This window comes from Candidatus Cloacimonas sp., assembly GCA_035403355.1.
GTDB lineage: Bacteria > Cloacimonadota > Cloacimonadia > Cloacimonadales > Cloacimonadaceae > Cloacimonas.
This window is the reverse complement of record DAONFA010000041.1, coordinates 1-14,463: the sequence shown is the minus strand read 5'-3', so window position 1 is coordinate 14,463 and position 14,463 is coordinate 1. Positions and strand designations below refer to the sequence as shown.

The 14,463-nt window shown below is 40.2% G+C and carries 9 protein-coding genes and 1 riboswitch; of the genes, 8 read left to right on the top strand and 1 reads right to left on the bottom strand.

Translation table 11 applies throughout. The features are described 5' to 3' along the window. From PLE33_08530 to PLE33_08520, 3 genes are all read left to right on the top strand, one after another. A partial coding sequence (locus tag PLE33_08530) for a hypothetical protein (protein HPS61287.1) occupies positions 1-845 on the top strand: 845 nt, incomplete at its 5' end. Then, positions 833-1,288, top strand: coding sequence for a hypothetical protein (locus PLE33_08525; GenBank protein ID HPS61286.1), 456 nt, complete (start codon positions 833-835; stop codon positions 1,286-1,288). The genes PLE33_08530 and PLE33_08525, both read left to right, overlap by 13 nt. Positions 1,289-1,315: 27 nt before the next feature. Then, complete coding sequence (locus PLE33_08520) at positions 1,316-1,972, top strand: hypothetical protein (GenBank protein ID HPS61285.1); 657 nt, start codon at positions 1,316-1,318, stop codon at positions 1,970-1,972. A 53-nt stretch (positions 1,973-2,025) separates the two neighbouring features. On the opposite strand, the gene PLE33_08515 is transcribed toward PLE33_08520, so the two are convergent. Then, entirely contained in the window at positions 2,026-2,340 is a 315-nt protein-coding gene (locus PLE33_08515) for a hypothetical protein (GenBank protein HPS61284.1), read from the bottom strand. Between the two features lie 527 nt (positions 2,341-2,867). Between PLE33_08515 and PLE33_08510 the strand changes: the two genes are divergently transcribed. The 5 genes from PLE33_08510 (at position 2,868) to PLE33_08490 (ending at position 14,104) form a co-directional block, all read left to right on the top strand. Further along, positions 2,868-3,965 carry a hypothetical protein gene (locus tag PLE33_08510; protein HPS61283.1) on the top strand — a complete coding sequence of 366 codons (1,098 nt, stop codon included), beginning with the start codon at positions 2,868-2,870 and terminating at the stop codon, positions 3,963-3,965. Between the two features lie 430 nt (positions 3,966-4,395). Then, positions 4,396-4,514, top strand: a riboswitch (molybdenum cofactor riboswitch). A 77-nt stretch (positions 4,515-4,591) separates the two neighbouring features. Continuing rightward, positions 4,592-6,211, top strand: coding sequence for an L-glutamate gamma-semialdehyde dehydrogenase (pruA, locus tag PLE33_08505; protein ID HPS61282.1), 1,620 nt, complete (start codon positions 4,592-4,594; stop codon positions 6,209-6,211). A gap of 443 nt (positions 6,212-6,654) precedes the next feature. Further along, positions 6,655-11,229 carry a tetratricopeptide repeat protein gene (locus tag PLE33_08500; protein ID HPS61281.1) on the top strand — a complete coding sequence of 1,525 codons (4,575 nt, stop codon included), beginning with the start codon at positions 6,655-6,657 and terminating at the stop codon, positions 11,227-11,229. A 5-nt stretch (positions 11,230-11,234) separates the two neighbouring features. Beyond that, the gene (locus tag PLE33_08495; GenBank protein ID HPS61280.1) at positions 11,235-11,906 is read left to right on the top strand and encodes a hypothetical protein; all 672 of its coding nucleotides are present in this window, start codon (positions 11,235-11,237) and stop codon (positions 11,904-11,906) included. A gap of 17 nt (positions 11,907-11,923) precedes the next feature. Then, on the top strand, positions 11,924-14,104 hold the full coding sequence (locus PLE33_08490; GenBank protein HPS61279.1) for an adenylate/guanylate cyclase domain-containing protein: 2,181 nt from the start codon (positions 11,924-11,926) through the stop codon (positions 14,102-14,104). Positions 14,105-14,463: the final 359 nt, after the last annotated feature.

The window sequence follows — 14,463 nt, the reverse complement described above, 5'->3', positions numbered from 1 at the left end:
CTTTCTGGGGCTATTTGATCGATACCATAGCCAACCGCATGAGCTTCGTCTTTGCTTATAAGAAGGTAATCAAGGCTACCTATCCCAGTCCTGCTACTACAAGGTACCAAGGCCGCTATCGTGGCCGTATATACAAGTTCTTCAACAACATCTGCCCGGTAGTGATCGAGTATGAAGAGAAGACCGATTGGGTGGAAGACCTGGCTTCCCTTGAGAATTCTGCCAATGAGTTCATCGGTTTCTATCTTGAGAACGGCATCTCTGAAACCAACCTCTATAATGGCCTGGTCTCTGTGGGCTCAATCGATGGTCGCAGTTATGGCAGTAGCCAGTACGTTAACCACTGGATTGAAGCCCACTTTCATGGCAATCTCTTCCCGGCTAAGCTGTTCCCCGGCAAGGCCTATGAGAACTATACTGATGAGCAGACCGATAACATCAAAGCTCTGCAGGCGATGCTCATGCTTTATAATGCCACTATCTTCAGCAATCCCCAAGGCCAGATAGTCCTCAAGAACAAGGATGCCTATGGTAGCTCAGTGATAGACATCGATTCAGATGATGTGGTCGACTTCGTAACCAAGCGGGGCAATCCTGAGAAACCGCAGATAAGCTCATTGGATATCTTGGCAGGAAATACCACTCAACTCCAGAGCCTGATCAAAGACTATCTGATCGACTTCCATGACTCCAAGTGGAGCTGCGAAGCCACCATCGATCAACTCAGTAAATACAACCTCACTCTTCAGTCCAAGATACGCATCCAGAATCAGATCTATGCCATAACCGAACTGGAGCGCAACTACATCGATGATGAATACAAGGTGAAGGCATGGCTATTATAAAGGGCTTCAAGCTCATCCGCTGGGCTGATGACGGCATATATTACTTCTTCTGCCAGAACGGGCAGGTTGAGTATGCCCCCAGTCAGAAATACCGCATCGAGAAAAAGAATGCTTATGATCCCACAATCATCCACCGCAGAGAAGCTTATCGGGAAGACTCCTTTGATCTGGATGCGGTACTTGAGCCATCCGAATACTATAGTCTGATGAGCTTTCTCCTCAGTCCCGGTAGGCTCTATCTGGAATACACCGCCTACAACAGCATCAACAGCCAGTTCCCGGTCACCATCGCTCAACTTCCCAAGTGTCCTGATGATCTGCACGAGTATCCCACCAAGGTCAAGTTCAGCCTGGAATCCAGATACATCGGCTCGCCCGGCTACATCGACTTCGGCATCATTATTATCACCGACTTTGACGAAACGGTGATTCCACATTCCTAATCCTTAACAATCATAAAAGGAGCATACATGTATAAGTTCGCCATCGGCTACTATACAATGGAAGGTACAGAACGAAAGCCTCAATCGGGGGTCGATATCCGACTTCTCAGGCCCGGTCAATCCTGGGCAGAAGGCAAGAAGCTCATCGAGACCACCCCCAACTCAGGATACTATGAGATCGGAATCGAAGATGAAGCCGACTGTGGTTTCTATGAGATATGGGACAACGTAGGCAATACCCAAGGCCAGTTCAGTGGTAAGACCTGCACCATCGGCAAACTTGATGCCAGAGGCCTACAGAACAACTGCATCTATGGTAATCACATCCTGGATGGAGTGGTAACTGGAAGCAAGATCGCCAATGCAGCCATCGGCACCGAACACTTGCAGAACGGCCTCTTATCACTCAATAAGCTGCAATACGAGATACAGGATCAAGATAAGGGGATAGGCGATAACAGCCAAAGCAGCCCTGCAAAGCTGACTGAAGATAAGATCATCACCCACACACTGGATAAGGAGTATCAGGAGCTGCCGCATATCTTCCTGACTAACCGATGCGATGCCTTCCTCTTCATAGCCGATGTCAAACTCGATGGTAACAGGGTAACTATCATGATCGGGATCAGCCAAGTCTATACTGCCTCCGAGCCTTTCTATACCCTGATTGCCCTCGCTAAATGATGCCCAAGAGATAAACCCGGCAGAACCGGGTTAGTGAGTAGGTTAGCTAATGATTATCTCTTCTTTTCGAGCCGGCAGATCAGCTCAGCCATCAAGTTGATCATCTCCTTGTAGTCTCCGCATTCCCAGGCATCATCAGCCCTGGTCTTGATCTCGTCCTCACTCATCTTCTCCGACTGCAGCCAGGGACCTCGGAACTGATTCCACCAGCTCTTGTAGTGGACTTCTATAGTCGTAGGATCATCATGCAGTATCTCTTCGATTGGCTGTTCAGTCCCATCGTCATGCATCAGAATAAGTTGGCTGCCTGATTTAACCATCTCCTCCAGCGTTGCCTGGCCTTTGCGATTCTTGTTTTGCTTGGTCATCTTGATCTCCTTCTCGGTTACCCGACTGTTGATTTATGGGTGCTACTATGCACCCCTCGCACAGGTGGTCAAGTCCTTTCCGCTCAATATGATAAGAAAGATCGATGCCTTGGATATCGATCAGATTGTTGGAACCTTGATTACAATCATCAGCCATTCAATGCCTTTCAAAATGCCTCTGAAAAAATCGTGATATTTTCTCTCGATCCAGCCCTGTATTATCAGTTTGTGAGCAAGAAATCCATAACTTGTTTCGCTGTTTTGGCTTAGAAATTCCGTTTGAAATAATCGTGAAATTCCATTTGAAAAAATCGTGATATCGTTTTGAAAAAATCGTGATATCGCAAGGCTCCGATATCGCCGAATTGAAAGAATGGTGATACGATTTGAAAAAATAAGTGAGAACGCATACTAAATACTGCAGTAGTATCACAACTCTAAGAGAAAAGTGTTGTATTTATTCACTTGACATCGGCAGGGTAATGAATTATCATATAAATAAAAACAATTAAAAAAAGGAGAAAAAAGTGAAAAAAGTTCTTGTTCTCACTTCAACCCTATTGTTCATAAGCATTTTGGCTGCTGTTAATTTTGATTATGATGCCGATATGCTTACCCGTGCTGCTGCCTATAACGACGCTGCAAAATATGATGGTGGTCATATAGACAGCCGTTTACGAATGGGTCTCAATTCAGAATTAACGGAAGGGTTAAACTTTAGATTGGCTATTGAAATTGGAGAAATTACCTGGGGTGATGCTTCAACAGGTGGAAATCTTGGAACAGGCGGCATCAATATTGAAACCAGCGAACTTTATCTGGATTACTATATGCCAGTTATCAATACTAATATCAGAGCCGGGTTACAATATTTGGCTGATCATCGCAGTTTGGTTATAGACCATTATGGAGCGGGAGTTACGCTTTATACGGATGTTGCTGGAATGACTGCCAAAGCAGGAATACTTAAGAATTTGGAAGGGGACACTCTTAAGCACGATGATTATACTATTTTCCTTGCTTCTCTGGAAGCTACTTCTCCCGTTATTTGGGGATATAATGGCTTTGTGGGTTATAATGATGATAATAATGACGGGGAAATAACTTTCCTGCCTTATGTAACTCTTTCCACCGGTCCTGCTACCTTGGATGTGACTCCTTTCGTATGCCATCAGTTTGTTGACGGTCCTGATAAAACAGGTTTTGGCGCAGCTGTAAAAGGAGATATTGATATTGCTACTATTAAAGTTGGAGCCGATGTTTTGATTGCCTACGAAGATGGATTAGTTCCTTACTGTTCATATTACCAAAACGGACTCTTTATTTATGGTTATAATATTATTCACGATGGACTAAACCTCTATTGGACTGATGATTTGTATCACAATAATGATGGGACATTTATCAGCGCTGTGGGCTCCATTCAATATCCTGTTACGGAAAAACATACTCTTTTTGCGGATGCAGGTGTGCTAAAAGACCTGGGAACGGAACTGAACGGGGGTTTAAAATCCAAGCTTGTAGAAAATATGCTAACCCTATATATATATGGTGCCTGGGGCAAAAATGACAATAGCGATGTAAATAACTATGCCACAGGAGCATCCCTTCAGCTTAATTTCTAAAGCATTCTTTTAAAAAAACCAGTTATTCAGCCCGGCAGATACAAACCGGGCTTTTTTTTATTTTGTATCCTGCACCAATAAGGGGAGTTGTAAATTTAAGTTTGCCAAAGGGTTCTAACCGTTATTATTTCCTGCCAGGTTGAATTTTTTATGCTTCATAAAACCTTCTTTAACGACTCTTTAGCGAAGTTAAGGTATTGTTAAAGAATTGTTAAAGGGTCGTTAAAGCAATGACCAGGCAACCCTGAATGCCCATTAAGTAAAAATAGCTATTGGATTCCAAGTGCAGACAGTTGGGAAAGTTCTGTCCGGATTCCTGCCTTCACCTGAAGGACAGGGGCTTTATAAGCTATAGATAATATTAAGTAATAACTAACTTTTCAGAATGCTCTTTTTCTTGCGATACTTGACATAATAACGCCTTATTTAAAAATTGTTTTGTCACCGAGCTAACATTCCTAAACTGTTATGGCAAGGTTGTTAGCCGATAGGGTTTATCTGGAAACGGATCTGCCTTCCAGTGTGAAAAGGTGAATAGCTATGCAACAGGATAACTGTGTGCAGATATTTCTATCTATTTCTCCTTTTCATCACGAGTATTGAAATTACACTAAAGGAGATAAAAAATGTTTATTACTGTTCCAGTCCCCAAAAATGAGCAAATATATACTTATGCTCCCGGTTCTTCCGAAAGAAACAAACTGCAGAATGCCCTGAAAGAACTCAGCCACGATATCCTGGAAATTCCTGCCATAATTGATGGAAAAGAGGTTTTTACAGGAAACCTGGGAACTTGCATTGAGCCACATAATCACAAACAGATTTTGGCAAAATACCATAAAGTGAATATGCAGGTTATAGATATGGCTGTAAATGCAGCCGTGAAAGCAAGAACCGATTGGGAAGAAATGCCTTTCTATCATCGTTCCGCAATTTTTCTGAAGGCGGCGGAACTTCTTTCCACAAAATATCGTTATCTGTTGAATGCCGCTACGATGCTTGGGCAAAGTAAAAATGTGCATCAGGCGGAAATTGATTCTGCCTGTGAGCTCATTGATTTTTGGCGGTTTAATGCCTATTATGCCCAAAAGATATATGAACAGCAACCTCTGGTCTCACCTAAAGGAGAATGGAACTATTCAGAGTATAGAGCGCTGGAAGGTTTTATTTTTGCCATCACCCCTTTCAATTTTACTTCCATAGCAGGAAATCTTCCTACTGCGCCCGCCCTGATGGGAAATACAATTATCTGGAAACCTGCAGGGACTGCTGTTTATAGTGGCTATTTTATTATGAAGATATTAAAAGAGGCAGGATTACCTGATGGAGTGATTAATTATATTCCTGGTTCCGGAGCTGAAATAGGTAATTTAGTAACTGATTCTCCTCATTTGGCGGGAATACATTTTACCGGCAGCACAAAGGTCTTTAATAATATCTGGCAACGCACTGCCAATAATATTCATCTTTATAAATCCTATCCCAGAATAGTTGGTGAAACAGGAGGCAAGGATTTTATTTTCGCGCATTCTTCGGCAGATGTAAAATCTCTGGCAGTTGCATGTTTAAGAGGTGCTTTTGAATATCAGGGTCAAAAATGCAGTGCAGCTTCGCGTTTATATATACCGGATACACTTTATGAGAGATGGTTTCAGGAAATGGCAGAGATGCTGGAAACGGTTAAAATGGGTGATGTGCAAGATTTTACGAACTTCCTGAATGCGGTGATAGATGAAGAAAGCTTCAATAGAATTAAAGGTTATATTGATTTTGCCCGGAATTCTACCTCGGCGGAAATAGTGCTGGGAGGCAATTGTGATGATTCTATCGGCTATTTTATTCAGCCCACAGTAATAAAAACTACCGACCCGCTGTTTAAAACTATGCAGGAAGAAATATTCGGTCCTGTTCTAACCGTTTTTGTATATCCCGAAAAGGATTACAGCAAAGTTCTGGAACTATGTGACAAGACCTCTCCTTATGGATTAACCGGCTCTATTTTTGCTCAGGATAGAAAAGCTATTCTGGAGGCAAACAATGTTTTAAGGCATAGTGCCGGAAACTTTTATATTAATGATAAGCCCACGGGTGCAGTTGTGGGACAACAACCTTTTGGAGGTGGAAGGTCTTCCGGCACAAACGATAAAGCCGGTTCAGCAATAAATTTGCAACGGTGGATTTCAGCCCGTTCCATCAAGGAAAACTTTGTCCCTGATAGCGATTACAGGTATCCATTTATGCAATAATCGGAGAAGCATATAAATATAGCTGTTTGCGAAAACAGTCATTTGGCGAGTTGTAAAATTCTTTTGCAGCAACAATCCGCTGCCGTTCTCAGGTAAAGATTTTGCCGCAAACCTCCTGAAGCAGGAACGACAAAGGACTTTGGCTAAGCAAGGATTTACAACTCGTTTTCTTTTAGCTGAATTAGCTGTTTATAAACGAAATCCGGAATAATTATTCCCGTTAGAAAGGTAACAAAAGTTTTTGCTTGACAGGATAGGGGAATTGGAAGGATAAGGAAAAAGTAATATAAATATGGATATACAGGTGAAGAAATTGTTATTATCTCTTCCCGATTTATTTGGATTTGTTGGCTTAAAACCTTCTTCCCGCAGAGGAGGTTTTTAAGGTTTGGTGTTGTTTAAATGTAACATAATTTAGATTATGAAATGAGCAGGGAGTGGATATGAAAAAATCCCTTTTCTTGGTTACAATTATCTCTCTTAGCTGGATATTGCTATTAGCTATACCTCAACCGGTGCATATTGTTCAGGTCTCCAAAGATAAGGTTAATTCTTTTGGAGTAGATTGTTTTCATCTTCAGGGCAGCGTTGCTTATTGTGTAGATAATACAAAAGGAATTATCAAAGCATGGGATGCCAGCCAGAATGTATTTTTACAACCGGTTTTTGCCAAGCTTCCCTATGCGGGAAAAGCTAATGACATTACAGGAGATGAGACAACATTATATCTTCTTGATTCCAAGGCAAGTTCAATATATCTTTATGGTTATAATGGCAAATACTTAAGGACTATTTCCTTTAAGGGTTCACCGGATATTCAATTTAGAAACGCTATTCGCATCCTGGTAAATTATCAGGGCTTTATCTATGTTTTGGATGCAGGACGCAATGAACTTCTTTCTTTTACCAATGAAGGAATGTTTTTAGGAAAGGTGTCCATTCTGGCTCCTTTATCTATGTGCCTGGGAGAAGACCAAATAATCCATATTCTGGTAAACAAAGGCAAAACCCAATCAATGCTGCATTTCAATCAGAATTTAACTCCTGCCGGTAGTTTTGAGTTTGCAACTCCCGATAATAAAAGTGATCGGATTCCGGATGCTTCCATAAATAAATATAATGAGTATTATGTAATTTATGCTCTTAGCACTAAAATTGGAAAGACGAATTCTTCCGGACGCCTTTTTTCCAAATCAACCTGGGGTTCAAAAGATACGAATGGTTCAATGGTTTCCTTTCAACAACCAGCTATTATTAAAACGGTGGACAATAACGGAAAAGTGCTTATAGGAATTCTGGACAGCAAAGTTAGAACTGTAAAGTTATATCTGGACAGCGAATTTTCTACAATGGATGTCCTGCAGAAACCTGATTATACTATGCGTCCCCAATTGGCGGAAAGTAAAGAATTGAAAACCAAGGATTATCTTGTGCAGGACGGCAGAAAATATTATGTTCATAACACTACGGTGCAATTTAATAAAGCCAAAAAGACCACCGATGCCATTACTTGCAGGGTAGATGATAACAGCATTTTCAATATCTATGCCGTAGCGGAACAGAAAAAGGGAGTGAAAGGTTTTGATGCTATTGCTATCTATAATAACAAACTTTATGCTGTGGATGGCAAATCCTGCAAGGTCTTTATTTATAACGCACTAACCGGTGATTATATTGATTCCTTTGGCGGTAAGGGTTCCCAAAATGGACGGCTGAATATGCCTGCAGGGATAGCTGTAGATAATGAAGGAATGGTTTATGTAGCCGATCAGGGAAATTACCGGATTGCCATTTTCAGCGAAAATTCTGCTCACATGCGTAATATAGACCTGAAAAGTAAAATGCTGAAACCGCAGTTATTAAGAACTGACGGACAAAATCTGTATTTCCTGGCAAATAATAATGCAATCTATCAAATACCGCTGAGTAATGAAAGAAATCTCCAACTTGTGACAACTGCACCTAAAATAAGCACTTTTGATATATTGTTTAACAACAACATTGGTTACATTGACGCCCAAACCCAACAGCTAAACATAAAAAATAATAACCGGACTGAGCAACAATACTTTGCCAAAAATACAAGTGGCGCTTTTCCCGGTTTCGGGGATATATATTTAATCCGCTATATACCGAAGGAAAACAATCTCTATATCTGTGATAGAATGGCAGCCAATACCCGATTACTAACTTTTTACTTCAGTCCCAAAAAACCGCAGACCATTCGCTTTATCGTTAATCAAGATAAGCAAGCGGAACTTTCCTGGGATGTTGCTGAAGGAATTTATAACTGGTATGTTATTGAGAAAGCAGAAAATCAAACCCAAACATACAAAGTGAGTGAACCGCGTTTTGTAATTACTGAACCCAAGCCGCAAATTAGCACTTACAGAGTGCAATCTATATCTGCCGACGAGAAACCCGGTCCTCTCAGTGAAGAGATTGAAGATGCTTATTCCTATTACCGTTATTTGGCACAGAGCAAAAACTATGAGGGAGCGGTTCAGGCATTGGAAAGAGCTTCCAAAATCTTTACCGGTGTTAATTTTGGCGAGGAGATTGTGCAGACCTACACTCTGGAAGCTCAAATGTTCATCAGTCAGAACGAATTTGAGAAAGCATTAGTCAGCATCGGCTCTATTGAAAAACTTGTGGGGGTGCGAGTAAATACTGCTATCCAGAAAGCCGAAATATATAGAATGATGGGTGACTACAAACAGGGTATTGCCTATCTGGAAAACTTTAGAAGAACAGATGACCAAGGTATTATGCGCGAGCTGATTTCGCTTTATTATATGGATAAGAACTATGCCAAAGTGAAAGAGCTCTGCAATTCATATTTAATCAAATTTACCGGTGATAAGGAAGTAATTCGTTATTTAGCATATTCCGAAGAAAACCTGGCAAATTATGCCAATGCTTTATCTGCTATGCGCGAATTGATTGCTCTGGAAAATAATCTGGATAATGAGATAAAACTGGGTGAGCTGCTGATGCTGAATAAAGAATATGTAGCTGCCAGAAATTCTTTGCAGAGAACATTACTCCGAGCCAGCAATCAGAGTGCGGATGCTATTCAGAAACTGATTGGAGATTGCTTTTTTGCTGAAGGAAGATATGCCGAAGCAATTGATAAATATAATGATGCCCTTCAGCTTAATCCTAACGAAGCCGAATATTATTACTGCCTGGGGAATGCTTATGCCAAAAACAGGAAAGCGAATGAAGCAACGAGGAATTTTGCCAGCGCTTATCAAATAATGCCTAAAGAGGTTAAATACGGTTTTGCCTATGCTCAGGCATTAGATAAGGAATTGCGTTCTTCTGAAGCGTTAGCGGTGATGGATAATATCTATCAATATATTGCTTCGGATAGCACTACAACTGCGTATCACGAATTCTATCACGATTTGTTAATAAAAGAACAACGCTATGATGACGCCTGGAAAGAAATTCAAATTGCCCTTCAATATGCACCTGATGTTAAACAGCTCCAGGATAAAGCCATAACTACCGCCGCAACAAGGAAGTATTATAACGAAAAAAGAGATGAGATAGAAGTTAAGAAACTTGATTTTTACAAGGTCTTTCCTGCTCTCTGCGAATATTATAAGACCCATCCACTCGGAACCGTTACTCTCTATAATACCCGGGATATTTCCATAGAGGATATTTCGTTGCAAGTTACTATTCCCCAAATAACGGACAAGCCGTTTAAGAAAGTGATTCCGGTTTTAATGGGAGGTTCTGAACAGCAAATAGACATCACGATTCCAATCAATAATAGGATATTTGACTTATGTAAAAACGGTCCCGCAACTTTCAATATAGAAGTGCAAGTGGAATGGCAGTTTGCTCAAAAAAAAGGTGTAATAAATAAAAGCGATATCCTTCATGTCCAGGGTATCAATGCTATGGACTGGAATGATCGCAAACAATATGCCTGTTTTGTAAATCCTGCAGATGATAATCTGCGGAACTTTGTAACTACAAAAATCACCCAGCTGTTTAAAACTCAGCCCTCGGGAGAAATGAATAAAAACATTCAACGGGCTGTGCAGCTGTGGTGTTTTTACAGCGCTAACGGGATTAAGTATATTAGTGATATGTCTTCTTCCAATTTAGCTGGCAGCGAAATTGACTATGTGCAATTTCCTTTTCAAACTTTAACTCAGAAAGCAGGTGACTGTGACGATTTGCTGGCTCTTTTAGCATCCAGTTTATCCGTTATTGGAGGGGAGTGCGGTTTTATTGATATTCAGAATCATGTGATGCTCGTTATTAATACCGGAATTACTGCAGAGGAAATTTTAACTTATGGTTTTAGCCCCAGCCAGTTCATCTATAAAAATAGAAAATACTGGTTGCCTTTAGAAACCACTCTTTTGGGTAAAGAGACCTTTACTACCAGCTGGAAGGAAGCCAGTAAACGCTATAATATGCTTATAGAAAAAGGCATAGACCTGCAACTGATTGAATTTGAAATTGCTCATCAGCTTTATCCTCCGGCACCTTATACAGAAATAATTTCCACTTATGAATACGGCAATAGGGAACAGGCAGTATCAAAATACGAAGAAGAAATTGAAAACATCAAACTGATGGGGAAAGTTGCTCAGGAAGAAGAATTTATTGCTACGCTCAATAAATATCCCGGCAATTTAATTGTAGCTAATAAATATGCTCTTTGGTGTGTAAAAAATGAACGTCCCGCCAAAGCTGCCGAATTATGGACATATATTTTGAATCAAGACCCGGATAATCACAGTGCTTTAATCAATTTAGGCAACCTGCAGTTGAATAATAAAAATTATGAAGCAGCCCGAGCCAATTATTTGAAGGCAATGGAACATAATCAAGATATGGATTTGATTTTACGCAATTTATGCATTCTGGAATATCAATGTGGCAATCAGTATCAAGCCAGAGAATATTTTAACCGGATGAGCAATAAAGATCTGTTACGCTCTGTTAATCAACAAATATATTCCGATTTATTGCTATATACAGGAGAGTAAAACAAATGAAAAAAACTATGCTCGCTATCACTTTTGTGCTGATAGCATTATGTCTTTCAGCCGCATCTGTAGGCAAAATTCGTTTTATAGTAGGCGAAGTGCAATACAAAGCATCCCCCAATCTAAGTTACAGAACAGCTACTTTGAATATGGAAGTGGAACCCGAAGGTTTTATTAAAACAGGTCCGGATTCCAAAGCAGAAATCAGATGGAACAACAATTATGTTTCTTCCATCAATGCCAACACGCAAATCAGCATCAGTGAACTACAAAAGAAAGCATTAAACAATCCTGACTATAGAAACAAGATGTGGGAAAGAATCAATAATCTGCGCGTGCAAAACGAACAACACAATGCCAGTGATGTTGCCGGGATTAGAAGAGAAGAAGTAGAAGTGATGCCAGAGAGTCAGTTATTCTGGTATGACGAGCCCGAGTGTAATCTTCAGGATGCTTTAACCTATATGGATGATAAGGATTACCCCAACGCAGTGGCAATTTTTGAAAAAATCATTGAACAGTCCCCTTTAGCTAAAAACGCGGAACTTTCGCATGCCTGCTTAATTATGATTTATGACGAACAGGGGAATAAAACTATGATGAATAAACATATTCAACAGCTGAAGGAGGATTTTCCGGATAGTTCTACCTTGGATAGTTTACCACCGGTAAAATAAGAAAGTTCAGGGAATTAATGTCCCGTTTGCGTTACTATCTAATTGCTTTGGCAGTATTGCTTCTATCTATAATTCTGCCACAATTGCCTATTATCAGCATTTTATTACGCAGCTTGGATTTAAGTATTTACGATACCCTTCTCCAAGTGCACAATACCATTACTTACAATGAATATCAAGGTGTTTATGACCGAATTTGCATTGTGGATATAGATGAGAAAAGCATCAAGGAATTAGGTCAGTATTCTTCCTGGCCCAGCTTGTTTTTTGCCGATTTAGTAAATAATCTGGCTGCAGATGAACCGATAGCCATTGCTTTTGATGTATTTTTTAGTGAAAGCGACAGTATTCAGGGATATGCCAGGCAAAGATTGCGTCCGGAACTGAAAAAAGTGAACGGAAATCCGGATAAAATTATGGATGCCTTAAGTACTGATGATAGTTTCATTAAAGCTATAGAGAATGCAGGAATGGTATATCTGGCAATGTTCAACAGTTATTATCCTTCCTATACCGGAGCTCTTCCTGATAAATTAGTTGCCTGGAAAGTGCAGCCCAAGCATCCTTTACAGTTACAATACCCTACTCCTCCCATGCCTCAATTTACTAATGCAGCAAGAGGAGTGGGCTTTGCCAATATTGTTCCCGATGTTTCAGGAAAGATTCACGATTATCCTCTTTTTTTGCAATATGGAAAAGATGCCTATGTGAATTTCAGTATGCAATTGTGTATGGATTTATTAAGGATAGACGAAGTAAGAATGGATAAGAGCTGTCAGCTTCTTTGCAATAATAAAATAGTGCGGGAATTGCCTCTTAGCCCTGATGGCAGTTATTATTTCAAATATTATGGACAGGGTGGTCCCGATAAAACCTTTCGCTATGTTTCCTTTTCGGATGTGCTGAATAAAAGAATTCCTCCGGAATATTTTACAGGCCGCATCATTTTGGTTGGAACTTCTGCCTACGGAATGAAGGACAGTAAAATAACGCCTTTAGATAAATCCTATCCGGGGGTGGAATTGCATGCCACTTTTATCAGGAATGTTCTGGATGAAAATTATGTGCGTTGGGTGGATTTCCGTTTGCTAATGCTTATTAATGTATTGGCAGTAATGCTGATGGCTTTTCTAATTCCCCGCAGCAAAACTTTTATCTCCATCAGCTTTTTTTTAATAATCTCCCTGCTGTCTATTCCGGCAATTTATTTCCTTTATACAAAAAGTAGTTACATCTATAACTACACTGAAACTCTTATCCCTTGGGTGCTGGGCTTTTTAGCATTATTTATTACTCAGGCACATGAACAGGGCAAAGAAAAAAGAATGGTCAGAGACGCTTTTGAGCATTATGTTTCACCCGATGTTATTCAGGAAATTATGAAAGCACCGGAAAGATTAAAAGCAGGTGGAGAAAAAACCTATATCAGTATTATGTATGTGGATGTTCGCAATTTTACTTCTCTCTGCGAGCAATTATCCCCGGCGGAAATTACAGCTTTTATGAATAACTATTTCAATTTGACCACCCAAACGATTATTTCCTGCCGGGGAACTTTGGATAAATATATCGGAGATGCCATTTTAGCTTTATATGGAGCACCGGTAGCTTACTCCGGTTTTGAAAAAAATGCCGTAAAAAGCGCTCTTGCAATTCGCCAAATAGCTCTGGATATTAAAGAAGCAAATCAAGACCATCCGGCATTGAAAAATTTCCGCATCGGCATCGGTATCGCGACGGGAGAAGTGATTGTTGGCAATATTGGTTCGGATAGAATTTTTAACTATACCGGCATTGGCGATAAAATGAATTTCGGTTCCCGCCTGGAAGGACTGAATAAATATTATCATACCACTATAATTATTGATGAATTTACTTATCAGGCAGTGAAAGATACATTCTTTTGCCGCAAACTGGACAGAGTGAATGTAAAAGGAAAATGCGAAAATTGCCTGATTTACGAAGTGATTGATACCCGGGAAAATATGCAGAATAAACCGGAACTGATTACCGCTTATGATAATTATGAATCCGCTTTAGCTCTGCTTTGCGCTAAACAGAAAAATGAGGCAAAAAACTTGTTTGAACAGGTCTTAACCCTATTACCGGACGACGACCCCACCAAAATTATGCTGCAGCGTATAACTATAATTGATTGGGAAAACTGGGATGGCTGCTGGCATTTTGACAGAAAATAAACGATAGCTGTTCTGAATAATCTATTAGGAATATTGAAAAGGAAACTTTATCCTGATTTCTGGTCTCATCTCTGTCCTTATTGTTGCCTCTGAACATACCGGAATGCATACCATTTTTATCATTATTAAATAGGATTCCATATTCATTTCATATTTAAAAGACATAAAAAGATAATAAGGTTTAGCAGGTTGAGCAAGTTTTAAGGGTTGAGATACCTCAAAGCCCCTTAGGGTGAAGAGATTTTTTTCTGCATTTTACGAGGGGCTTACGCCACCGTCGCTATTTTAGTGTCGCCCTAAGGGGCTCAGGCTGTTGACAAAGCCCCTATTTTGAAGAACCTAAAATATCTGATCTGAGA

Coding starts and splice junctions, on each gene's coding strand:
- PLE33_08500 (HPS61281.1), top strand. CDS start 6,655: ATGAAAAAATCCCTTTTCTTGGTTACAATTATCTCTCTTAGCTGGATA.
- PLE33_08490 (HPS61279.1), top strand. CDS start 11,924: ATGTCCCGTTTGCGTTACTATCTAATTGCTTTGGCAGTATTGCTTCTA.
- PLE33_08525 (HPS61286.1), top strand. CDS start 833: ATGGCTATTATAAAGGGCTTCAAGCTCATCCGCTGGGCTGATGACGGC.
- PLE33_08515 (HPS61284.1), bottom strand. CDS start 2,340: ATGACCAAGCAAAACAAGAATCGCAAAGGCCAGGCAACGCTGGAGGAG.
- PLE33_08520 (HPS61285.1), top strand. CDS start 1,316: ATGTATAAGTTCGCCATCGGCTACTATACAATGGAAGGTACAGAACGA.
- pruA (HPS61282.1), top strand. CDS start 4,592: ATGTTTATTACTGTTCCAGTCCCCAAAAATGAGCAAATATATACTTAT.
- PLE33_08495 (HPS61280.1), top strand. CDS start 11,235: ATGAAAAAAACTATGCTCGCTATCACTTTTGTGCTGATAGCATTATGT.